A 22,594-nucleotide genomic window follows, 5' to 3' on the forward strand; every position below is an offset into this window, starting at 1 on the left:
TCCTTATTGTTCAGAACAAATCCCGACGCGGATTGGCTTCTTCCCAGACCCCCCGGGCCGCATTGACCAGTTGCGTGTCCAGCGAACCGGACGCGGGAATCTTCGACTTGAGCTCTCGACGCAGGGCGTCCAAAGCTGCCGTTTTCGGCTTGGTGCCGAACTGCGCCAGGCCCTTTTTGGCGTCCGGCAGCTCCTTGCGCAGATCGAGCGCGACGGCGAATGCCAGGAAGCGCACCGCGACAGCCTGATCGGCCTTGTCGCCTTTCGCCATTTCAAGCGCCGCGCGATCATAGGCGCTCGACGGATCGCCGCGCGTGGTCGCCAGTTCGAACAGCCTTTGCGCTTCCGCCGGGTCCTGGCGCACACCGGCGCCATCCCTGAACATGCGGGCGAGGCTGCCGGGCGCGTAGGGCTGGCCAAGATCGGTGGCCTGCTGGAACAGGGCCTGCGCCGTCTTCGGATCCTTGTCGATGCCCTGGCCGGCGAGGTAATTGCGGCCGAGCAGGTTCATCGAATACATGTCTTGGCGCTGCACCCCCGCTTGCAGGAAGGCGACGGCGCGGGCCGGATCGGCAGGCACGCCGTTGCGGCCCTCGGTGAAGATGGCGGCAAGATCGTTCATGGCATAGGTGTGCCCCATGGCCGCCGCCTTGAGCAGCAGGTCGAGGCCCTTGGCCGTATCGCGGTTGACGCCATAGCCATTGAACAGCGCGCGTCCCCACGAGGTCATGCCGTAAGGATCGCCCTTGTCTGCGGCAGCCTTGTAGAGAGCGTTGGCCTGGGTGCGGTCTATGGTCGTTCCGGTTCCGGTTGCGTTGAGATAGCCGAGTTCGAAGACGGCGCGCACATGGCCTTTCTTGGCGGCGTCCTCGATGGCTGTCCTGGCCTCTCTAACCTGGCCTGCCGCAAGCAGGGCGCGGCCGAGCTCGTAGTGGAAGCGGGCGACGTCTGGATAGGTTTTCACGGCCGCCTCGCAGGCTGCCACCGCACCGGCGCCGATCTCGTTCGGCAGCAGGCCGGGCACCACCCCTTGCAGGTCGAGAGGCTCGCCGGCGGCGGTATCGCAGGCATCGACCGTCGGCGACAGCTTCATTGTCGCGGGCTTAGCCGAGCTGCTGTCGGCCCGGATTTCGAAGCCGACCTCGACCGGCGCGCCGGCGCCGATCTGCGGCTCGTAACGGAGATGGTCGACTTCACCGGCCAGAAGGCTGGATTGCGGCGACAAGGTTCGATCAGGCAATGACAGCGTTCCCGTTGCCGGATACCCCGAGACCTTCAGGCTGACCGCCGGATCGTCGGTGGGGAAATCCAGATTGAGCGCGACCGGGCCGACGCCGACGGGAATATCAAGCTTGCGGTTCTCGATCGCTTCGGCGGCGCCGGTGATGTGGATGCCGCGCTCCAGAACCTGCTGCTTCTGCTCGGCCTCGAGCGAAGCCATGATCTGCTGACCCGCCGCACCTTCGCCGCTCTTGACGCGGAACACCAATATGCCCTGGCTTCCGCCGCCCCAATTGTCATGCGTGGCATAGGCCAGCATATCCACCTCGTCCTGCGTGGCGGCTCCTTTGGGGACATCCATCTGCAGGCGCGGCAGGTCCTTGCCGGCGATCGGTTCGCCCACCGCGACGTCTTTGCCGTCCAGCACCAGACGGCCCATTGCCGGCGGACGTTCGATGCTGACGCTGATAGCGCCGCCATCGACATCGACCGGCTCCGGCAGGCCGAGAGCGACAGGACCGACCCCCGAGAGCACTACCTTCTCCAGCACTGGCGGCAGCGAAGGCCGGTTGTTGCGGCGCACCAGCACCACGTCATCGATCAGCGAGGAATTTTCCCAGGGCACCTGCATGCCGTTGGTGGCCTGCACGACATCGCGGCGCACCGCCGACATGACCGTGCGGATCTCCTGGTTCGGCGCCAGCGCGCGCCGCGAAAAGGCCGATGAAAACGGGCTGAGGTCGCCGCTGCCGTCATAGGCGACCGCGCCTGGTTCGGTGGCGAAGGCAATCAGCGTGTTGAGCGAGCTTCGCACCTGCGCCAGCCCGGTATTGCCGGCGGTGACAAGCTGGTCGCGCAGCCAGTAATTGTTGCGCGGGAAGGGGTTGTTGCGGCAGGCATCGAGGATGATCACCTGGATCTTCGACTTCGAGCGCAGCTGCTCCAGCACGTCGTTGAGCTTGATGGCCTGGACCTCGATGTCGGCCGCCTTCTTCAACGAGGCGTCGACGGGTATCAGGAAATTCTCGCCGCCGATCTGAAAGCCGTGCCCGGAATAGTAGACGACGGCGAGATCGGCGCCGTCGGCGGCGGCCAGATAGTCCCGGAACTGGCCTTCGAACTGCTGCTTGGTGAGGTTCTCGGCGACGAAAACCTCGAAGCCGGCCAGCCGGAACGTGGCCGATACGTCCTGGGCATCCTTGGCCGGGTTCTTCAGCGCCGGGATGTCGCGATAATCGGAATTGCCGATGACGAGCGCGACCCTTCGATCGGCGCAGGCCTCGAAGCTTGTGAAGCCGGCAAGGATGAAGGCCGCGATGAATCCGCAAAGTCGGAGCATGACAAAACTCCTGGTCGCGGCCTGACGCCGACGAGAACACCGCTTGCGGCATCAAGGTCCGTTGAGAGTATGCAACCTGCCACAGCATAAAGTGAAAGGCCCGTCACCGCCAGACCATGGCAGGCGATTTCTTTCGGCGTCGACCGACCGCAGGGTGCAAGTAGCACGCGCTTCACGAGCAGGTATGTGACAAGTCTCACAGTTCGCTGTTTGGGGAATGCCTGGTGCCGGCGGCTGCGCGCCTATTCCTTGAAGAGCAGTTCCTTGTCGTTCGAATATTTCACCAGCAACGGAATGCTGGCGCCGCCGATAACGGGGCCGAGATGGCCAAACGTCCCCTCGATGACGGAGAACGGCTCGGGGCGATCGACAAGGATCCGTGCCAGCTTTCTGCGCATGGCCTTGGCGATCTCCTTGCGCACGCCATTCGGTATGGCGCCGTCGATCACCACATTGTCGATGTCGAGCAAGGCAACGGCACTGCGGGCGGCATAGGCAAGCCCGTCCGAAACCTCATCGATCCACGCGGTGAGCGGCTCTCCAAGGTCGCCCCAGTCGTCGGGCGACGACCAGATGCGGCCGGCGCCCTCGTCCCCATTGTCCTGGTCGTTGAGCTTGCCGGCCAGCGAATGCAGCGAAGCGACGCGCAGCAACGGGGTCATCCCGTCGCCCTTGCGCCCCGGCGCGGGCACCGGCATGTCGCCCAGCGCCCCGGCCAGCTTGTTGCGGCCGGGGAACAAGTGATGATCGAGCACCAGGCCGCCGCCGATGAAGTGCCCGACATAGGCATAGAGAAAGTCGGCGCGCGATCCGCCGGCGCCAAACATCAGTTCGGCCGCGGCCGACACCGTGGCGTCGTTGTAGAGGAACACCGGCCAGTCGAACGCCCGGTCCAGTTCGGCGCGAATGTCGATTTCCCTCCAGGCATCCAGCCTGCTCGCCGGCACCGCGCCCTCTTCGCTCAGGTTCCACTGATGGAATGGCGAGGCGATGCCAAGACCCGCGATGAGGTCTTGCTCTATCGATCTGTGCTTGCGGCACATGCGCGCGATGGCGCCCTTGGCGAATTTCATCACCTCGACGGGCGTCGGATAGTCGAACAGCGTCCGTTCGAACGCCATCACGTCGCCGACGAAATTGACCAGGGCGACATCGGCGCTGCGATGGTCGACCTTGAGGCCGAAGGCGTACGCGGCTTTCGGGTTCAACGCATAGGGAACCGAGGGTTGCCCCATCCGTCCGCGCAAAGGCTCCAGGCGCAGCAGCAGCTTGTTGCCGGCGGCGCGGTTGACGATGGTGGTGATGGTTTGCGCGGCCAGCCCGGTCAGCCGCGTCAAATCGGTCTTGGCCAGCTGGCCGTGCCGGCGGATCAGCGAGACGATCAGGCGTTCGTTGTAGACGCGGCTCTCGGCCTGCGTGGTTCCGCCGCTGCGGCCCTCGGCGATCTTTTCGAGACTGAAGAAGCTGGTGCCGGTCACGCTTTCCCCTGCGCAAGGAGTTTGGCCGCAAGGCGAGCCGATCAAAGCGCTGACGTAGCAATGCGGGCCTGGCAAGGCAACACTTAAATCCACCCGATGGAAAAATGTAGTTGACGCCAGCCGGCCTGCTGTCGTTCAAAGTATGTAAGCCTGGAGGAGCAATGCCGTGACGCAGACCCGGAACATCATGTGCTTTGGCGATTCCAATACCTATGGCGCCATTCCCACCCTGGCCCGCGTCGGACGGCACCGCTTCACGCCCGACCGCCGCTGGCCGGGCATCATGCGCCGCCAGCTCGGCAACGGATGGGATGTGATCGAAGAAGGGCAGGGCGGGCGCACCACCGTGCACGACGATCCGATCGAAGGTCTCCACAAGAACGGGCTCAAATCGCTCCCGGTGTGCCTGGAAACGCATATGCCGCTCGACCTTGTGATCCTTATGCTCGGCACCAACGATCTCAAGCATAGGTTCTCGGTAACGCCGAACGACGTCGCTGATTCCGTTGAGATTTTGGCCAGAATTGTCCTGCGCAGCGAAGCTGGCCCCGCGGGCGTGGCGCCCGCGGTCCTGATTGTTGCGCCGCCGCCGATGCTGGAGGTCGACTGGTTCGGCCAGATGTTCCTGGGCGGCGCCGCAAAGTCGATGCACTTTGCCGGCCTGTTCCGCGATGCGGCCCGGCGCGCCGGCGCCGCGTTCTTCAACGCCGGCGACGTCGTCGAGTCGAGCGCGGTAGACGGCATTCACCTCGACAGCGACGCGCATCGCGTGCTCGGCACGGAATTGGCCAAAGCCGTCCAGTCGCTGATCGCCAAGGCGTGATCGCGTGGGCGAGTCACCCGACTATCTCTGATTAATTAATTCCACTGGAAAAACTTTTGACTTGCAAGCGGGAAGGTGGGTATCTGGGGAGACTGGGAAGAGTAGCGACCGCGAGGCTTACGAAGCGCGGCAACAATCAACGACAGGGAGGAAGTGAAATGCGATCTGACAGGAACATGATGCTGGCGACGCTGCTCGGCGTTGCCGCTGTGCTCGCGGGCGGTACCATCCTGGCAAGCGCGCAGGACGGCCCGGCCGGGCTCACCAAGCCGGCGGTATTTGCGCCGTTCGACCCGAAGGCGCCGGCCTGCAGCCCACCGCCCGGCCTGAGCAAGGTGCTGGCCTTCGCGCAGGACAACGAGCGTGAATTCATGCAGGGCGTCGACCGCGGCCTGGCCGCCGCCGCCAAGGATCGCGGCCTGGAATATCGCCGCGCGCTTGCCAACAATGACGCCGCCAAGGGGGTCGAGCAGGTGCAATTGTTTCTCGCCTCCAAGATCGGCGGTCTGGTCGCAGCCCCAGTGGACCCGGCCTCGATGAGCCGCAGCCTGCAGGAGCTTATCTGGTCGGGCGCCTATGTCGGCACCATCGTGCCGCCGCCGGCGACGTCGCTGCTCAACGCGCCGCAATACGAGACCGGCAAGGTGCTGGCCGAAGCGGCCGCGGCCTACATAAAGGACAAGCTCGGCGGCAAGGCCAATGTCGTCATCCTGTCGCATGACAGCATGGAATTCCTGGCGCCGCGCTTTGCCGCCATGCGCGACATCTTCAAGGCTATGCCAGGCGTCACCATCGTCGCCGACATCTCGCCCAATCCCGTCAACAAGGAAGGCGGCTTTGCCACGATGAGCACTATTCTCCAGGCCCATCCCGACGTCGATGTCGTGCTCGGCGCCGACACCGTCGTGCTCGGCGCGCTGGCTGCGCTGGAAGCGGCGGGCAAGGCGCGGCCGGACCAGTTCCTTGGCGGCATCGACGGCGAGCCGGAGGCGGTCGCCGCGATCAAGAAAGGCGGCGGTCCCTACAAGGCAAGCATCAGCCTGGCGTCGCCGGTCTTCGCTTATGCCATGGGCCAGCACGCCGCCGACTGGCTGGAGGGCAAGAGCATCCCGCAGGCGATGGATATCCTCCCCGTGGCGCTGACCAGCGACTACATGGCCCAATACGAGGCCGACGTGGCCGATCCGGCCGCGGTCTACAAGGACCCGAAGCGCCGCGACATCTATCTCAGGATGTACGGCAACATTTGCTACGATACGCGCGACCAGTATGTGAATTTCCCCTGGTCATCCGAGGCAAAGTAGCGCCTGTTTTTCCCGCGCGATACGGGCGGGTCAGCCTGACCTGAAACCGCCCGCTTCAGTCAGAGGCAAGCATGAGCACAGACAGCCTTCGAACGGGGACGACACCGCTGCAAACGGGCCGGTTTTCATCCTTGCTGCCGGGCGTCAAGGCGCCGGGCGAAGCGTCTGGCCGCATCGGGCTGGCGCTGGTCGCGCTGGGCTTGATCGTCGCCTTCTCGCTGTTGAACAAATCGTTCTTCAGCCTCGACAATTTCGTCGTCATCGGCGTCAACTCGACCTCGATCCTGATCGCCGTGCTCGGCACCTCCGCGCTGCTGATCGCCGGCTATGTCGACCTCTCCATCGGCAGCATGGTCGCCTTGATCGGCATCATCACTGCCAAGGTTGCGGTGGCGACGCAGAGCGCGCTGCTGGCAATCTGCGTCGGCCTGGGTCTGGGCCTTTTGCTCGGTCTGCTCAACGGTCTGCTGGTGCGCAGGCTGAGCATCTCGCCGTTGATCGTCACGCTGGCGATGCTGGCGCTCTATGGCGGCCTTGCCTTCGTCGTCTCCAGCACCGCGGTCTATGGTTTTCCCGAGGCTCTGCTAGAATTGGGGCGGGGCAAGATCTTCGGCATCCAGTACACCGTGATCATCGCCGCGCTGGTCTTTGTGATCGGAGCCTTTGTTTTGACCAGCACGGTCACCGGCTTGAGGCTCTACGCCATAGGCGGCGACCCGCGCGCGGCCGAACTCTGCGGCATTCCGGTGGGGCGCACGGTGGTTGGCCTCTACGCCGCCAATGGCTTGCTGATCGGCCTGGTCTCGGTGCTGATCGCCGGCCGCCTCGGCAGCATCACGCCGACCATCGGCGTTCGCTTCGAGCTCGACGTGCTCACCGCCGCGATCCTTGGCGGCGTCGCTTTTTCCGGCGGCTCCGGCCGGCCGCTCGGCATCGCCATCGGCGTTGCCACCATCGGCATCCTCAATGCAGGACTGATCTTCGTCGGCCTGCAATCATGGTGGCAATCCATTTCGGTGGGAAGCATGCTGTTGCTGGCGCTGGTGGCCGACCAGGCTGCGATCGGTTTTCGCGGCCGGCGCGCTCGGGCCGCCGCGACCAACTTCACGGTGGCGGACAATGGTGCCGTCGCCTCGGCCGGCCCTGCCGTGACGGAGGGCAATGGAGAAGCCCCGCAAGGTCCGGCATTCTCGATTGCCGGCGCCCGCAAATCCTACGGCGCGCTGACGGCATTGGAAGAGGCGAGTTTCACGGTCGGCAAAGGCGAGATCGTCTGTCTGCTCGGCGACAATGGCGCCGGCAAGTCGACGCTGGTGAAGATTATTTCGGGCGCCATCCGACCCGATGCCGGCGCGATGACCCTCGAGGGGCCAGCCGATTTCCTTCAGGAGCCCGCAGGATGCACGCGGCGCCGGCCTGGAGACCGTCTATCAGGATTTGGCGCTCTGCCCGAACCTCAGCGTCGCCCACAATATGATCCTCGGGCGTGAGGAAACGCGGCGTTGGCTCGGTGTCTTCCCGGTTCGCGACGACCGAAAGGCCGCCGAGCAGTGTCGTGCCCGGCTTGCCGCGCTGGGCGTCACGCTTCGCGACGAAAACGTTCTGGTGCGCTCGCTGTCGGGCGGCCAGCGGCAGTCCATCGCCATTGCCCGCGCGCTTGCCGATCACGTCAAGCTTATCTGCCTCGACGAGCCCACCGCCGCGCTCGGCGTCAAGCAGACCGCGCAGGTCGTCAAGCTGATCCGTTCGATCGCCGCCAGCGGCACCGGCGTCATCCTGGTCACGCACGACCTGTCGACGGTCAGGGCGCTGGCCGACAGGATCGTCGTGCTCAGCCTCGGCAGGGTGGCTTACGACGGCTCGGCCAAACAGCTGACCGCCGATCAGCTCTGGGGCCTGATGGCAAGCGGGACGCTGGCGCCGGCCGCTGGGTAGGAATGCCGATCGCAGGATCTAAAGCTCGAGGCAGACCTTGCCGAAATGCCTTTGCGCTTCGTAGTGCCTGAAGGCGGCGGCGATATCCTGCAGTGGAAAGCTGCTGTCGATGACAGGCTTCAGGCGGTTGACCTCTATCGCACGGATCATGTCCTGCTGGTCGGCTTTGCTGCCGATGGAAATTCCGCTGATGCGGATCTGGTTTGAAAACAGCGCCGGGATCGAAACTTCTGCTGCAAAGCCGGTCAGGACGCCGATGAGTGCGATATGCCCGCCTGTCCGGCAGGCCGCTATCGACTGCGCCAGCGTCGCCGGTCCGCCGACCTCGATCACATGATCGACGCCGCGTCCGTCCGTCAGTTCCCTGGCCCTGCCGCCCCACTCCGGCACCGCCTTGTAGTTGACGACGCTGTCGGCCCCGAGTCGTCTGAGCTTCTCCAGCTTCTCTTCGTCGGACGACGTGGCGATGACCCTTGCGCCGGCGGCCTTGGCAAATTGCAGCGCAAACAATGACACGCTGCCGGTGCCAAGGATCAGCACGGTGTCGCCGGGCTTTACCTTGCCGCATGTCACCAGCCCGCGCCAGGCGGTGACGCCCGTACAGGTCAGCGTTGCCGCCTCGAGATGCGTATAGCCCGCCGGCGCCCTGGTGAAGGCGTGCGCCGGCATGCACACATACTCGCTGGCGAAGCCGTCGAAACTGTCTCCGGGAATGTCGCGGCTTGTATCGGATCTCATGTCGCCGGCCAGCCACCAGGGGTAGAAAACACTGACGACGCTGTCGCCCGGCTTGAACGTGTCGACGCCGTCACCGATCGCGATCACCTCGCCGGCGCCATCCGACAGCGGCACGCGGCCGTCGGCGAGCGGCACCTTGCCTTGTACGGCGAAATCGTCGCGCATGTTCAGCGCGCAGGCGCGAATCCTGACCAGCATTTCTCCCGGCCCAGGCCGGGGCTGATCCTCCTCGACCAGGTCTAGCTTGTCCAACCCGCCCGGCGCTCTCAGCCTGACCAGCTTCATAGTCTCTCTCCGACGTAAAGAGCGTTAGCATGGCGGCGGCGGTCCAGCCTATCGCCGGACCGGCGGCCGGAAATCACGCGCAGCCAAGGCGCCAGATGGACGGCGCTCATCAAGAGATACATCAGCGGCATGCCGGTGAGCGGGGAGGCATCGGCCCCCAGGCACGACATGACGCCGTCGCCAGCGTGAATGCAGGTAAGCAGCGCCATCACGGCGAAAACAGGGGCCGCGGCGAGGCACAGCCAGTCGGCGGTGCGGAGAGAAACTGCATCGGAGCGTTGAGGGACCTCACTGCCGGTGCCTGTGCCGATATCGCTCATGGTCGTAATCCCTTGATGATCAATGCCCGGGTTTCCTGTCCCGTGAGGCACAGGAAACCAAGCTGGATGGGCGCCGCTCCAGGTCCTTACTTGCCGTCCTTGTTGCGGAACGCGGCTTCGCCGGCCGCCGACACTTCCTCCCACGTCTTGTCGGGTGCGGCGTCGTAATTGTCGTGCCAGTTCCACCAGCTGTAGAGCTCGGTCTGCGGATAGCCTTCGGGCGAATCCTCCCAGATTTCCTGGCGGCCGAGCGGCGTTGCGTCGAGGTAGCTCCAGACCGTGCCCATCTGCTCGTCGCCGCGGTTGTTGATGAAGTAGGTGCGATAGACTTTCTTGCCGTCCTGGATGAACACGTTGTGGCCGTGCCATTCGTCGACGCCGAAATCCTTGTCGAAACTGTCGGTGATTGTGTACCAGGGCATCTCCCAACCCATCCGCTGCTTCAAGCTGGCAATGTCGGCCTGCGGCGCGCGGGAGGCATAGGCAAGCGTGGTGTTGCGGGCGTTGAGATGGGCGAGATGGCCGACCTGGTCGGCGCCGAGCGAACAGCCGCGGCAGGCATGTTCGGGCCAGCCGTGGACGCCGGGTTCGTAGAAGGCGCGGTAGACGATCAACTGGCGCCGGCCCTCGAACAAATCGAGCAGGCTCGCTTTGCCGTTGGGACCTTCAAACACATAGGGCTTGTCTACTTCCATCCATGGCATGCGCCGGCGCTCGGCCGACAGCGCGTCCCTGGCGCGCATCGTTGCCTTTTCCTTCACCAGCATCTTTTCGCGCTCGGCTTCCCATTCCTGCCTTGAAACGACCGGTGGGGTCTTCATTGCCACGTGCTTGGTCATTGCTTGTTTCCTTTGCCAGTTGTTGAGCCGTTGTGGCTTGTCGTTGCCTGTTGATCGTGAGGCAGGCTAGGGCCGCGAGGCGGCGAGGGCGGAGTTACAAATGTGACGGCATTTGCAGGCGGGCCACCGCAGCAGGGGTGGCGAGGCCGCACGGTGGGCTCGAAGTCCTCGGAAGCAGGCATGGTCGGTTTTTCCTTGTTGAGAAGCTTAACACGACTGTCTGAGATGCTCAGGCTAGCGAATGCGAATATTGCCGTCAACGCAGGCCTGGGCGTCTTCAACCAGTCCAGATGGCTAGGTCGCCGTCCCCGGCTTGCTGCTTGGCGGTGGTGACTTAAGTTAGGGCCGATAAGGGGAGCGGTGGGAGTTACAAATGTGACGGGATTTGCATGGACTCGCTGATCACCGCGGCAGGGCTGGCGCTGGCGGCGGGCAATCCGCTGGCGGCACTCGACCGCGTCGCCTTGCGCGAGGATGCCCCGGCGCTGGCGTTGCGCGGCATTGCCATGGCGCAGCTCGGCGATTTCGATCGCGCCAAAGTACTGTTGCGTAGGGCCGGCCGTGCCTTCGGTCCAAAGGAGGCGGTGGCGCGCGCCAGGTGCGTTGTCGCCGAAGCCGAGATCGCACTTGTTTCGCGTGATCTCGGCTGGCCGTCCAAGGCGCTCGACGCGGCGCGGTCGACATTGGAAAAGCATGGCGACCGGCTGAACGCGGCGCATGCCGGGCATCTCAAAGTGCGCCGCCTGCTGCTGATCGGCCGCCTCGACGAGGCTGAAGACGTGCTGGCTGGGCTCGATCCGTCGCCGCTTCCGCCGGCCTCACGCGCCGCGCATGAACTCGCGGTTGCCGGCATCGCCATGCGGCGCCTGAAGACGAAGGCCGCGCGCGCAGCCCTTGAGTGGGCGCGCCATGCCGCCCGCCGGGCCGGCATTCCGGGTCTTATGGCGGAGGTCGACAGCGCCTTCCTGGCGCTGGAGACGCCGGCGGCGCGGCTGATCGCAGGCGGCGAGGAGCATCCGCTGTTGCTCGAAGAGGTCGAAGCGCTGCAGGCGTCGCGCGCGCTGGTCGTCGATACGTTCCGCTATATCGTGCACAAGCAGGAAACAACGATCTCGCTGGCAACGAGGCCGGTGCTGTTTGCGCTGGCGCGCGCGCTTGCCGAAGCCTGGCCGGCCGATGTGCCGAGGGCGACGCTGATTGCCCGCGCCTTTGGCGGCCGGCATGCCGATGAATCGCATCGCGCCAGGCTGCGGGTCGAGATCGGCCGGCTGCGCGCCGAATTGCGGCCGCTGGCGGGCATAGGCGCGACCAGCCAGGGCTTTGCGCTAAAGCCGCGCGAAGCAGGCTCCGTGGCGGTGCTGGCGCGGCCGATCGAGGAGCGGCACGCCGCGGTGCTGGCCTTCCTGGCTGATGGTGAATCCTGGGCCAGCTCGGCGTTGGCGCTGGCGCTGGGCGCCGGACAGCGCAGCGTACAGCGGGCGCTCGAGCAGTTGGCCGAGACCGGCAAAGTGCAGTCCTTCGGCCACGGCCGGGCGCGGCGCTGGATGACGCCACCGGTCGCTGGTTTCACGACCACCTTGTTACTCCCGTCGCCGCTGCCGAACGGCTAGGAAAGGTGACCATGATCGAGGACCAGGACATGAAACATTCAGCAGCGGAAATCCTGCGCGAATACGGGCCCTTTCCTGATGTCGACACCGTGCACGGCGTGAGCTTCGACGGACAGAATGTCTGGTTTGCGACGGGCGAGCGGCTGACCGCCTTCGATCCGGCAAGCGGTGAGACGCTGCGCTCGATCGATGTCGCCGCCCATGCCGGCACCGCCTATGACGGCCGACATCTGTTTCAGCTCGCCGGGGACCGCATCCAGAAGATCGACCCGGATACCGGCAAGGTGCTCTCCATCATCCCGGCGCCCGGCGGCGGCCGCGATTCCGGCATGACCTGGGCCGAGGGCACGCTCTGGGTGGGGCAAAACCGGGAGCGCAAGATCCACCAGATCGATCCCGAGACCGGGAAAATCCTGCGGACCATCGACTCAAACCGCTTCGTCACCGGAGTGACCTGGGTCGATGGCGAGCTCTGGCACGGCACCTGGGAAGGCGACCAGAGCGATGTCCGGCGCGTCGATCCGCAAAGCGGAAAGGTGCTGGAACGGCTCGACATGCCGGCAGGGGTGGGCGTTTCCGGGCTCGAATCCGACGGCGGCGACCGCTTCTTTTGCGGCAGCGGCCCCGGCGGCATGGTGCGATCGGTGCGCCGGCCCAGATCGGCCGGCAGCGTATAAGGCCGCGGCCGGCGGCGTTCGCCTTATGGTGCGAAACGTCCCGCCGAGATCATATCCCGGAGCCGTCGAGCAGCGGGACGTCTTCGCCTTGCCACGGACTTGGCATTGAAGCCCGGCTCAGATTGGCCGTCGGCAGCGGCATCCAGCATTTCAACTCCGGTTCGGGGTATTCGATCACCCGTCCTGGCGACGAATCGGAAGAGCGCCAGCCCTCCGTGCCGAACTGGTCGGCGCGCGACCAGTAAGCGAGGTCGACCTCGGCCGGCCCCTGTTCCGATGGCCTGACCGTGACCAGGATGCGGCTGCCGTCCTTGGGCGCGCTCGCCATGTGCCGCCAGCGATCGGGTTCGTCCATTCTCATGTCCTCCTGCACGTTGCAGGGATAGTCGCCGCGCTCTTGGCAGCGGTCAACCCGAACTTTGCCCAAGCACGAGATCTGTTTAGTACTCCCGCGCCGTCGGCCGAAACAGGATCTGGTTCATGTCGACCTCGTCGGGCTGGCTCACGGCGAACGCCCACATGGCGAAAGAATCCGGGTGCCGGGCCGCAACAGGAAAATCGAAGCCGGCATGTGAACGGGCTCACATGCCGCCACTGCAAGGAACGCTATGGGACGTCCGGCCATGACAGGGGTTTCGGATGACACTTGCAGATCTGTCTTTTTATCTCTTCACTGTTTTCAATGGCTTGCGCGTGGTGTCCTACCTGCCGCAGATCGTGCGGGTGGCCCGGGACAGGCACGGGGCGTCGGTGATTTCCTACGCGACCTGGCTGTTGTGGACAGGCGCCAACGCCACGACGGGACTCTACGCCCACATCAATCTGAACGATCCCGCTCTGGCGGCGATCAACTGGCTGAACGCCGTATGCTGCGTGCTGGTCATCGCGCTCACCGCCTACAAGCGCCATCGCGCACGGCTTCCGGTTGAGGAAGCCGCAAGCCGGTCGGAAGCGACCGCTCTGATGGTCGACAATGTCTGCTGAAGATCACCGCGGCAGATTGCGCTTTTCGAGGCCGCTCTCAGACATGCACGGTGCCATGCGAAAGCTCGCCCTCGTCGCTTGAGATGAGGAAAGCGGCTGCGAGTAGGCCGACATAGAACAGCCCGACCATGCACACGACATAGATGCCTGGAACCGGGCCGAGCTGCGCCACGCGCGCGGCGTCGAGAAATGACGCGCCCAAGCCTATCGGCGACCCTTCGCGCTGCAGACTGGGCGTCGTGATCTTCAGCACCCACGCCAGCATCAGGATCGTGTACATGAAAATGTAGTTGCGGCGCAGCCGGCGCACCAACGCCGCGCGTTGCGAGATCAGGAAGCGCGGCGAACGCAGGCCTTCGCCGACGATGGCCAGCCAGTTGGAGGCGTAGTCGGGCTGCGGCGAGAAGATCTGCGCGAAATAATAGCGCTCGAACTGGCGCACCCTGGCCCGGTAGACGTCGAAGAAACGATAGCGCCGCGCCTCGATCCATAGCAGCAGCGTGGTCAGCAGCATGGCAAAGAGCAGCACCCCGTGATGGGCGCTGGGCGTCGAGAGTGAGACTGAGAGCATGGCGGCGACGACAGTAATCGCCCAGTTGCTGGTACGGTCCAGCCGGTCGCGCCAGCCGGCCATGCGGGCGATTTCGGCGCGGTGGAAATGCGACATGGTGGCCACGAATTCCGATGAGGTGAGCTTCAGCGCGAACGCATCAGAGGCCCGCGGCGCTGCAGCCGCTTCGTCGGTTTTCACGGTCTTGACCTGAGACATCCCTTGCCACGCGCCTCCCAACGCCATGGCCGGCCGAAACGACGCCGGTCATCCCCATCCGCGCAACGCGCAATCGGTTGAAAATGTTCCGTCGCCGGCCCGGGTCTCGGCGGTGTATCCGCAGTCAGATAGGCCCGTTATGCGATTCAGGTAATGAGGAACCTGCGGCGCGCCAAGGGAGCGTGGCGTGCAACCGATCTCGCCCGCAAACGTTATACCGGGCACGATGAGGGGGTGGATGTCCTTCGTGGTCAACCGGCGCCGGCCGGTCGCGCTTGCCGCGGCAGCTTTCGCATTCATGCCGGCCGCATCGTTGGCAGCCGAAAAGACCAGCATGTCCAGCGAGGGCATTTTCGTTCTCGAAATCCTCCTTCTGCTTCTCGTCGGCCGCGGCATCGGCGAATTGCTGGAGCGTCTCGGCCAGCCGGCGGTGATGGGTCAGCTCATCGGCGGCATCCTGCTCGGGCCATCGCTGCTCGGCTGGCTATTGCCGGAAGCAGAACGCGTGATCTTTTCAGGCGACGCCACCCAAAAGAGCATGATCAGCGCCATCGCCCAGCTCGGCGTGTTGATGCTTCTGTTGCTCACCGGGATGGAGACGGATCTGCGGCTGGTGCGCAGGGTCGGCCGTGCGTGCTTTTCCATCTCCGCCGCGGGCGTCGCCGTGCCTTTCGCGCTCGGCTTCACCGCCGCGCAGTTCATGCCGGCCTCGCTGCTGGCCGACGGAACCGAGCGCATTGTCGCCGGTCTCTTCCTCGGCACGGCGCTGTCGATCTCCTCGGTCAAGATCGTCGCCATGGTGGTGCGCGAGATGAACTTCATGCGCCGCGATCTCGGTCAGATCATCGTCTCGTCGGCCATCATCGAGGACACGATCGGCTGGGTGATCATCGCCATCACCATCGGCATCGCCACCAAGGGGCGCATCGAGCTCGGCAGCCTTGCCTTCACCATTGTCGGCGTCGCCGCCTTCATGGGGTTTTCCTTCACGATTGGCCGCCGCATCGTCTTCGACGCCATCCGCTGGACCAACGATACGTTCCGCAGCGAATACGCCGTCGTCACCGTCATTCTCGCCATCATGGGCGCAATGGCGCTGATCACCGATCTGATCGGCGTCCACACCGTGCTCGGCGCCTTCGTCGCCGGCATACTGGTTGGGGAATCGCCGATCCTGTCGCGTCATATCGAAGGGCAATTGCGCGGCGTCATCATGGCGCTGTTCATGCCGGTTTTCTTCGGCGTCGCCGGCCTTTCGGCGGATCTCACCGTGCTTGTCGACCACGAGCTTGCGCTACTCACGGCCGCTTTCGTGCTGATCGCCAGCTTCGGCAAATTCGCCGGCGCCTTCATCGGCGCCGAGCTTGCCGGCATGAGCCGCAAGGAAGGCATCGCCGTCGGTTGCGGCATGAACGCGCGCGGCTCGACCGAAGTCATCGTCGCCTCTATTGGCCTGTCGATCGGCGTTCTGTCGCACAATCTTTTCACCATGATCGTGACCATGGCCGTCATCACCACGCTCGCCATGCCGCCGACCTTGCGTTGGGCACTCGGCCGCTTGCCGATGGGCGAGAACGAGAAGAAGCGTCTGGAGCGCGAGGAGATCGACCAACGCGGCTTCATCGCCAATCTGGAACGACTGCTGGTGGTGACCGATGAGGGCGTTGTCGGCCGCTTTGCCGCTTACCTCGCAGGAGTCGTGGGCGCCGGCAGGCCGACGACGGTGCTGCATGCCCGAGGCGAGGGGGAGGAGGCCGAGCCCGGCACGGATGCGAAGCTCGAGCCGATCGAAAAGGGTGCCGAGGACAGCCGCGAGGCCGCCAGGAGTTCGGACGAGGAGCTTGCCCGCGCGGCGCCTGTCACGCGGCGCCACGAGGCCGAGCTTTCGGCCGAAACGGTTGCCAAGGAGGCGCGCAAAGGCTATGGGCTGCTGCTGATCGGGCTCGGCCGCGCGGTCACGTCGAAAGGTGGGTTTGCCCGCCGCATCAACGAGATCGCCGGCGCCTTCGAGGGCCCGCTATGCCTGGTGCTGAAGGCGCCCGGCGCCGGCCGCCAGATGCCAAGGCTAGGACCTGAAGGCGGGAAGATTCTGGTTCCGGTCAACGGCACCGCGATCGCCCGCCGGGGTGCCGAAATGGCGCTGGCGATTGCAGCGGTCACGGGTGCGCGGGTCAAGATACTTTATGTCGCGCGCGTCGGCCGCGACGAACCGCGCGACACTGTCTCGCATCGCCGCAGGGAGGCGGTGCTGAAGGATACCGTCGCACTAGCCGACCGCTATGGCGTCGAGATCGAGACGGCCATCCGCAGCCGGGCCGCCGCCGCCGATGCCATTGCCCGCCAGGCCGGCAGGGGGGCGGCGCTGATCGTCATGGGCGTGGCGCGGCGCCCTGGCGAGGAACTCTTCTTTGGCGAGACGACCACAGGCGTGCTGCAGCGCTGCCAATGCCCGGTGGTGCTGATCTCGGACGCCAGGCTCAGCCGCGACGACGAGGTCAGGGAAGAGCTGCGCTCGGGAACGGCGACAGGGTGATGAGTATTTGCCCTCGAGGGGAAATTTCGCTCATGCCGCCTGCAGCCTCTCTCGGCCGGGCTGCGGCGGGAACGCGATGGCGATGCCGGCAGCACCGAGTCCGATCAGCGCCGAGCCGATGAACAGCCAGGAATAGCTGGCATAGGCGTCGAAGATCATGCCGCCGGCGAGCGGGCCGAACGACATGCCGAGGCTGGACAACAGGGTCGCGGCGCCAAGTATCGTGCCGATGATGCGCGGCCCGAAATAGTCGCGCGCCAGAACCGCATAGAGCGGCATGACGCCGCCATAGGTGGCGCCGAAGATGATCGCCAGGAGATAGAACTGCTCGAGATTGCCGACGGCGAGATAGGCGGCGATCACCACCGCCTGGATGGCGAGGCCCACGATCAGCACCGGCTTGGCGCCCAGCCTGTCGCCGAGCACGCCGTAGAGCACGCGCCCGCCAAGCCCGGCAAGGCCCTCGACGCTGTAGATCGACACGGCTGCCATCGGCGCCACGCCGCACGACATGGCATAGCTCACCATGTGGAAGATCGGCCCCGAATGCGCTGCGCAGCAGGCGAAGAAGGTCATACCCAGCACCAGGAATTGCGGCGAGCGCAGCGCCTGGCCGACTGACATGCCGGGGGCCGCGGCAGGCGCGGGCGCGCTGCCATCCGCTGCCGCGACCGCCGTCGACGGCTGGCGCACCAGGAAGACGGCCGGCAGCAACAGCACCCAGGCCATGATGCCGATATCGAACATGGCGGTACGCCAGTCGTAGGCGGTGATCAGCCAGCGCGCGAAGGGTGAAATGGTCATCGGCGCCACGCCCATGCCGGCCGAGACCAGCGACACGGCCAGGCTGCGATGGGTCTCGAACCAGGCGGTGGTCAGCGCGATCATCGGCGCGAAGAAGGCGCTGGCCGCCAGCCCGACGATGACGCCATAGCTCAGCTGGAAGACTAGCAGCGATTGGGCTCGGCTCGCCACCACCAGCGACAGGCCGAGCAGCACCGCGCCGGCAAAAACCACCGGGCGGGCGCCGACACGGTCATAGATGGCGCCCCAGGCGAAACCGCCTGCGCCCATCACCAAGAAATTCAGCGTCATGGCGCTGGAAATGCCGGTTCGCGACCAGTTGGTGTCGAGCGCCATCGGCTCGAGAAAGATCGCCAGCGAAAACATCGCGCCGAGCGCCACACAGGTCATCAGCGCGCCGCACGCGACGATCACCCAACGGTAGGAACTGTTCATGCTCTTCTCCCGAGATCGGTTTCGATGCGGCGCCACTCGCTCCAGCTCCGTTGCGCCGCTTGCGTCCGAAGGACGTTGGCGCGATTTCGAATCCGACAATCCGGTTGCATTTTTTATCCGGTCTGCGTGGAAGTCCATCCGGATATGACAAAAGCAGGTGTAAGGCTGCCAAGCGCGCCGACAAATAGACTGCCGAATTGACGAGCCGCTCCGCGGCGCTAGCTTTGTGGTCTCGCGACGGGAGATATCGCTCATGGAACTGCATCGCGGCCGCCTCATCGACCACGTCCAGCTGGTGGTCAGGGACCTCAAGGCGAGCCGGCGCTTCTATGAAGCCGTCTTCAAGGTGCTCGGCATTCCGATCGGCGGCGAGGCCGAGGACTATTTCTGGGCCGACGAACTGTTCATCTCAAGCCTCGACAGCCGGGCGGCGAGGGGACAACTGACCGGGCGCCATCATCTGGCCTTCCAGGCCAGGGATAACGCCATGGTCGATGCCTTCTACAGGGCCGGCCTCGATGCCGGCGGGGCCGACAATGGCGCGCCGGGTGAGCGGCCCTACCACCCCGGCTATTACGCCGCCTTCCTGCTCGACCCCGACGGCAACAACATCGAGGCGGTGTTTCACGGGCCGGCAAAGCGAAGTGCCGCTTCGGTCGAGATCAATTTCTAGCGCAGGTTCACGAGGAGCGGGTTGCGGTGATCCGTCCGGAGTTCTCGTAAAAACAAAGAGTTGAAGCGGTCCACGGATTCAATCGCTGAACTGCTTCACATTGGCGGCGCGTAGCGGTTCACCACCATTCCGCAGGCATAGGCTTTAGAGCCGAGCAGGCGCAATTTCCGGAAGCCGCCACGGTCGAAAATCCGCTGGCCGTCGCCCAGCGCGGCCGGATTGATGAACAGCTGGAACTCATCGACCAGTCCCGCTGCAATCAGCGCCGAGGCAAAGCCGGCGCCGCCGAACACCGCCATGTCGCCTTCACCTTCAGCTTTCAGCGCCTTGACCTCGCGCGGCAGGTCGCCGCTGGCAAGCGTCGTGCGCTCCCACCGCGATGCCGCGAGCTTGTCGCTCAGCACCACCTTGCGCGCCTCGACGATGCGCTGCGCAAAGGCGTAGAAGGGATCGCGCGGATAGTTTTTTGCCGCATTGCCCCAATGGGTTAGATAGCCTTCTTCGGCCATCTTGCGGCTGAGCAGAATGGTGTCGATGCCGGCGAACACCGCGTTGAAATCCTGCTTCAAGTCGTCGTCCCACGGGCAGTTGGCGCCCCATTCCCAGAGCTGCCAGTGCTCATCGCCGGCCGCGCCGACAAAACCGTCGACCGATATCTGCATCTGCAGGATCAGTTTTCTCATCGTCGTTCTCCTGATTGAGCTCTGGTGTCACCAGCGCCAGGTCAGGCGGCGTTGGTTATTGCTTTACTTTCGGAACCATTGACATGAGCGAAAAATGATGTCAATAGTAAAGTGATTTAAAAATGGAAGCATTTAAATGTCGACCAGGGAAAGATCCGGCTGTCCCATCAGCCTATCGCTCGAATTGCTCGGTGACCGCTGGACGCTGCTGATCATCCGCGACATGATTTTCGCGGAAAAAAGGCACTTCCGGGAGTTCCTGCTATCAGGCGAAGGCATCTCGTCACGCACGCTGGCCGAGCGGCTGCAGACCTTGCAGGATGAGGGCATCGTCACCAGAAGCGACGACCCCACGCACAAGCTCAAGGCGATCTACAAGCTGACGGAGGCGGGCATCGACCTGTTGCCGGTGCTGGCGACGCTCGGCGCCTGGGGCAGCAAGTACCGCAACGCCGATGACGAGCTGGCAAGGATCGCCGATGAACTGGCCGCGGGCGGCGAGGCGGGCATGGAGCAGATAAAGAAGAAGCTGCGCGCCGAGCATATCGGCTAGCGAGCAAGGCCAGCCCTCCCTTCGGGCCGATGGCGGGCTAGATCGACACGACGTCGCCCAGCCTCACCCTTCCCATCCCGCAAATCGCTGTGGCCGGAGCCATGTCTGCTTCGGATTTCCATCGCCCGAACCACGGCCTCTTCCAGCCAGCGCGCGGTGGCGGGGGCGGCATGCATGCCGATTGGGCCCATGCCGCCATGCACGTAGAGCTCTTCGACCGCGGTGCGGCCGGCGACAGGCAGCCCGTCCGACAGCATGGGCGATTGCCGGGATAGACATTCGTCACCGGGGGTGAGCCGAGACCGGCCAGGATGCGCAGCGTGCGCGCCGCGATGCGAAGGCGTCTCGGCGCTAGCGCGCCGATCCACCTTCTCCAACAAGGGGAGAAGGTGAGGCGCGCCTTGTCCCGCCTGCGCTTCTACGCGTAGCCTAAGGAGCTAGCGGGAGGAGAATCGCTTGGACACCACTGTCGTTATTGTCGGCGCCGGGCCCGCCGGCCTTGCGGTCGGTGCCTGCCTGAAGCGGGCAGGAAGTGGATTTCATCCTGCTCGAAAAATCGCAGGAGATCGCGCCCGCCTGGCGGCGGCACTATCGGCGGCTGCATCTGCATACGGTCAAGTCGTTCTCGTCGCTGCCGTTCCTGCTCTTTCCCAAAAATTATCCGCGCTACGTGCCGCGCGAAATGGTGGTCCGCTATCTCGACGACTACGCGGAAAAATTCGATCTGCGCCCGCGCTTCGGTGTGACGGTGAAAGCCATTCGCCTCGGGGACGGCGGTTTTCTGGTCGAGACAGGATCGGACAACCTCAAGGCGCGCCATGTCGTTATCGCCAGCGGTAACAATGCCGAGCCGATCATCCCCCGGCTCCCTGCCATCGAGGCTTTCAAGGGCGAGGTGCTGCACAGCGCCGACTATACGCAAGCGGCGCCTTTTGCCGGCCGCTCGGTGCTGATCGTCGGCATGGGCAACACCGGCGCCGAGATCGCGCTCGACTTGGCGGAAAGTGGCGCGCGTCCGACCATTTCGGTGCGCAAGGGCGTCCACATCGTGCCGCGCCAGCTGTTTGGCGTGCCGATCCAGATGGTCGGCATCGCCAGCCGGCCAATGCCGCAGGCGCTGAACGACTGGATGTTTCCGATCATCCTCGATTTCGCGCTGGGCAAGCTCGAGAAATACGGCATCGTCAGGCCGAAACAGGGCATCCTGCAACAGATCGACGAAGTCGGCCGCATCCCGGTCATCGACGTCGGCACGGTCGACGCCATCACCAAAGGCGCCATCAAGATCGCGCCCGACATAGCGGGCTTCACCGAGCGCGGCGCTGCGTTCACCGACGGCAGGCAGGAAAATTTCGACGCCGTCATCCTCGCCACCGGCTATCGCCCGGGCTACGAAAAGTTTCTGCCCGTGGAATTGCAGCCGGAGCGCAGTGGCGTCAACGCCCGCGCCTCGCAACTCGGCCTCTACCTCGTCGGCTTCTACAATCCGGTCACCGGTCTGCTCAGGGAAATTGGACGCGAGGCGAAGGCAGTGGCGGCCGACATTGCTCGGCGAGGCTGAAAGGGGCGGCGTCGGCCAAGCTGCGGATCTCCCGCCTTGCGGGGAGATCGGCTATCCATCACAGCCCCGCCGCGTCGCCCTTATCGAGCAGCCATTGCCGCACGGCTTGCGTCGGTTCTGGGTGCCGTTGCTTGCGCGGCATCACGACATAGAAATCGTGCGTCCCACGCATCTCTGCGTTGATCGGCTGCACCAGCCGGCCGGCGGCAATGTCGGCAGCGACGAGAAACCGGCTGGCCAGCGCGATGCCCTGGCCGGCAATGGCGGCGTCGATCGCGAGGCCTGTCTGGTTGAAGCGCATGCGTTTGGCCTCGGTGGCCATCTTCAGCCCGAGCGCTCTCTCCATGAATTCCGGCCACAGATTGTGCGCGTCGTGCAACAGGACATGATGCTGGATATCGGCCGTCGCGATCTCGTTCGCCTCGGTAGGCAGCAGGGCAGGGCTGCAGATGGCGACGATCTGCTGTGGGAACAACAGGTCGACCATCAGGCCGGCGCCGAAGGGCGGGCGGCCTTGCCTGACCGCAATGTCGACGCCGTCGGCCTGAAAACTCGACAGGCTTTGGCTGGCCAGGATGCGCAAATCGACGAGCGGGTTGTGGGCGACGAACTCCGGCAGTTTGGGGATCAGCCATTTGGTGGCAAAGCTCGGCGTGACGCTGATCGTCAGCCGCGCCGGCTCGGGCCGCAACAGCAGCGTTGCCTCGGAGATCAGCTCGAAGGCGCGGCGAATGTTCGGCGCATAGGCACGTCCCTCATCGGTCAGCGCCAGGCCGCGCGGCAGCCGGTCGAACAGCTTTGCGCCGAGATCCGCCTCCAGCCCGCGTATATGCTGCGCCACCGCCCCTTGCGTCACGTTCAGCTCCTGCGCGGCGATGCGGAAGTTGAGATGACGCGCGGCGGCTTCGAAGGCACGCAGCGCATTCAACGGCGGCAGGCTCAGGAAGGCTTCGGGCATGCAGGAGTTTTTCTACAGCTTGATTTCAGGCTTTCTGGTTCGAACCAGATGGCAACACCGTTTATAGCATTG

The 22,594-nt window shown here is 64.8% G+C and carries 21 protein-coding genes; 11 read left to right on the plus strand and 10 right to left on the minus strand.

The features are described from left to right. Positions 1 to 10: 10 nt before the first annotated feature. The gene (locus NKI05_RS14265; RefSeq protein ID WP_023814857.1) at positions 11 to 2,560 is read right to left on the minus strand and encodes a caspase family protein; all 2,550 of its coding nucleotides are present in this window, start codon (positions 2,558 to 2,560) and stop codon (positions 11 to 13) included. A 242-nt stretch (positions 2,561 to 2,802) separates the two neighbouring features. Beyond that, positions 2,803 to 4,038 carry an ROK family protein gene (locus tag NKI05_RS14270; RefSeq protein ID WP_352792498.1) on the minus strand — a complete coding sequence of 412 codons (1,236 nt, stop codon included), beginning with the start codon at positions 4,036 to 4,038 and terminating at the stop codon, positions 2,803 to 2,805. Between the two features lie 166 nt (positions 4,039 to 4,204). Here NKI05_RS14270 and NKI05_RS14275 point away from each other — a divergent pair, with 166 nt between their 5' ends. From NKI05_RS14275 to NKI05_RS14290, 4 genes are all read left to right on the plus strand, one after another. After that, positions 4,205 to 4,861 carry an SGNH/GDSL hydrolase family protein gene (locus NKI05_RS14275; RefSeq protein WP_023814855.1) on the plus strand — a complete coding sequence of 219 codons (657 nt, stop codon included), beginning with the start codon at positions 4,205 to 4,207 and terminating at the stop codon, positions 4,859 to 4,861. Between the two features lie 158 nt (positions 4,862 to 5,019). Further along, positions 5,020 to 6,165 carry a sugar ABC transporter substrate-binding protein gene (locus NKI05_RS14280; protein ID WP_032893929.1) on the plus strand — a complete coding sequence of 382 codons (1,146 nt, stop codon included), beginning with the start codon at positions 5,020 to 5,022 and terminating at the stop codon, positions 6,163 to 6,165. A 71-nt stretch (positions 6,166 to 6,236) separates the two neighbouring features. After that, positions 6,237 to 7,655 (plus strand): ABC transporter permease subunit, encoded by a 1,419-nt coding sequence (locus tag NKI05_RS14285; protein WP_352792501.1) that lies wholly within the window; start codon positions 6,237 to 6,239, stop codon positions 7,653 to 7,655. Next, on the plus strand, positions 7,603 to 8,100 hold the full coding sequence (locus tag NKI05_RS14290) for an ATP-binding cassette domain-containing protein (protein WP_352792503.1): 498 nt from the start codon (positions 7,603 to 7,605) through the stop codon (positions 8,098 to 8,100). The genes NKI05_RS14285 and NKI05_RS14290 overlap by 53 nt, the downstream gene beginning before the upstream one ends. An 18-nt stretch (positions 8,101 to 8,118) precedes the next feature. Here the strand turns inward: NKI05_RS14290 and NKI05_RS14295 are convergent, their stop codons facing one another. The 3 genes from NKI05_RS14295 to NKI05_RS14305 all read right to left on the minus strand — a co-directional run bounded on the left by NKI05_RS14295 (position 8,119) and on the right by NKI05_RS14305 (position 10,282). After that, a complete protein-coding gene (locus NKI05_RS14295) occupies positions 8,119 to 9,123 on the minus strand; it encodes a zinc-dependent alcohol dehydrogenase family protein (RefSeq protein ID WP_023689800.1) in 1,005 nt (334 codons plus the stop codon). After that, positions 9,120 to 9,443, minus strand: a complete 324-nt coding sequence (locus NKI05_RS14300; protein ID WP_023814853.1) for a hypothetical protein — start codon at positions 9,441 to 9,443, stop codon at positions 9,120 to 9,122. The genes NKI05_RS14295 and NKI05_RS14300 overlap by 4 nt, the downstream gene beginning before the upstream one ends. Before the next feature lie 86 nt (positions 9,444 to 9,529). Next, on the minus strand, positions 9,530 to 10,282 hold the full coding sequence (locus tag NKI05_RS14305; RefSeq protein WP_023685489.1) for a DUF899 domain-containing protein: 753 nt from the start codon (positions 10,280 to 10,282) through the stop codon (positions 9,530 to 9,532). A gap of 389 nt (positions 10,283 to 10,671) precedes the next feature. Here NKI05_RS14305 and NKI05_RS14310 point away from each other — a divergent pair, with 389 nt between their 5' ends. Both NKI05_RS14310 and NKI05_RS14315 read left to right on the plus strand, forming a co-directional pair. Further along, on the plus strand, positions 10,672 to 11,892 hold the full coding sequence (locus NKI05_RS14310) for a hypothetical protein (protein WP_023685490.1): 1,221 nt from the start codon (positions 10,672 to 10,674) through the stop codon (positions 11,890 to 11,892). A 29-nt stretch (positions 11,893 to 11,921) separates the two neighbouring features. Further along, entirely contained in the window at positions 11,922 to 12,569 is a 648-nt protein-coding gene (locus NKI05_RS14315; protein WP_023814852.1) for a Vgb family protein, read from the plus strand. Between the two features lie 49 nt (positions 12,570 to 12,618). Here the strand turns inward: NKI05_RS14315 and NKI05_RS14320 are convergent, their stop codons facing one another. Then, positions 12,619 to 12,924 carry a hypothetical protein gene (locus NKI05_RS14320; RefSeq protein ID WP_023689804.1) on the minus strand — a complete coding sequence of 102 codons (306 nt, stop codon included), beginning with the start codon at positions 12,922 to 12,924 and terminating at the stop codon, positions 12,619 to 12,621. Between the two features lie 284 nt (positions 12,925 to 13,208). Here NKI05_RS14320 and NKI05_RS14330 point away from each other — a divergent pair, with 284 nt between their 5' ends. After that, positions 13,209 to 13,553 carry a hypothetical protein gene (locus tag NKI05_RS14330; protein WP_023699394.1) on the plus strand — a complete coding sequence of 115 codons (345 nt, stop codon included), beginning with the start codon at positions 13,209 to 13,211 and terminating at the stop codon, positions 13,551 to 13,553. Positions 13,554 to 13,590: 37 nt separating this feature from the next. On the opposite strand, the gene NKI05_RS14335 is transcribed toward NKI05_RS14330, so the two are convergent. Further along, positions 13,591 to 14,322: a DUF2270 domain-containing protein gene (locus NKI05_RS14335; RefSeq protein WP_023673885.1), complete on the minus strand. Its 732-nt coding sequence runs from the start codon at positions 14,320 to 14,322 to the stop codon at positions 13,591 to 13,593. Between the two features lie 238 nt (positions 14,323 to 14,560). Between NKI05_RS14335 and NKI05_RS14340 the strand changes: the two genes are divergently transcribed. Next, positions 14,561 to 16,855, plus strand: a complete 2,295-nt coding sequence (locus NKI05_RS14340) for a cation:proton antiporter domain-containing protein (RefSeq protein WP_352519871.1) — start codon at positions 14,561 to 14,563, stop codon at positions 16,853 to 16,855. Positions 16,856 to 16,885: 30 nt separating this feature from the next. Here NKI05_RS14340 and NKI05_RS14345 read toward each other — a convergent pair whose 3' ends face one another. Continuing rightward, positions 16,886 to 18,094 carry an MFS transporter gene (locus tag NKI05_RS14345; RefSeq protein ID WP_023740063.1) on the minus strand — a complete coding sequence of 403 codons (1,209 nt, stop codon included), beginning with the start codon at positions 18,092 to 18,094 and terminating at the stop codon, positions 16,886 to 16,888. A gap of 244 nt (positions 18,095 to 18,338) precedes the next feature. On the opposite strand from NKI05_RS14345, the gene NKI05_RS14350 reads away from it, so the two are divergent. Continuing rightward, positions 18,339 to 18,767, plus strand: coding sequence for a VOC family protein (locus NKI05_RS14350; RefSeq protein ID WP_156931523.1), 429 nt, complete (start codon positions 18,339 to 18,341; stop codon positions 18,765 to 18,767). A 95-nt stretch (positions 18,768 to 18,862) separates the two neighbouring features. Here NKI05_RS14350 and NKI05_RS14355 read toward each other — a convergent pair whose 3' ends face one another. Continuing rightward, the gene (locus tag NKI05_RS14355) at positions 18,863 to 19,450 is read right to left on the minus strand and encodes a dihydrofolate reductase family protein (protein ID WP_023814849.1); all 588 of its coding nucleotides are present in this window, start codon (positions 19,448 to 19,450) and stop codon (positions 18,863 to 18,865) included. Positions 19,451 to 19,586: 136 nt separating this feature from the next. Here NKI05_RS14355 and NKI05_RS14360 point away from each other — a divergent pair, with 136 nt between their 5' ends. Together NKI05_RS14360 and NKI05_RS14365 are read left to right on the plus strand one after the other, a co-directional pair. Next, a complete protein-coding gene (locus NKI05_RS14360; RefSeq protein ID WP_023712523.1) occupies positions 19,587 to 20,003 on the plus strand; it encodes a winged helix-turn-helix transcriptional regulator in 417 nt (138 codons plus the stop codon). Positions 20,004 to 20,535: 532 nt separating this feature from the next. After that, positions 20,536 to 21,564: a flavin-containing monooxygenase gene (locus tag NKI05_RS14365; RefSeq protein WP_245261747.1), complete on the plus strand. Its 1,029-nt coding sequence runs from the start codon at positions 20,536 to 20,538 to the stop codon at positions 21,562 to 21,564. 58 nt (positions 21,565 to 21,622) lie between these two features. Here the strand turns inward: NKI05_RS14365 and gcvA are convergent, their stop codons facing one another. After that, positions 21,623 to 22,522, minus strand: coding sequence for a transcriptional regulator GcvA (gene gcvA, locus NKI05_RS14370; RefSeq protein WP_352792507.1), 900 nt, complete (start codon positions 22,520 to 22,522; stop codon positions 21,623 to 21,625). Between the last annotated feature and the right edge of the window lie 72 nt (positions 22,523 to 22,594).

The organism is Mesorhizobium sp. M0771 (assembly GCF_040320155.1).
In the GTDB taxonomy this organism is placed as follows: domain Bacteria; phylum Pseudomonadota; class Alphaproteobacteria; order Rhizobiales; family Rhizobiaceae; genus Mesorhizobium.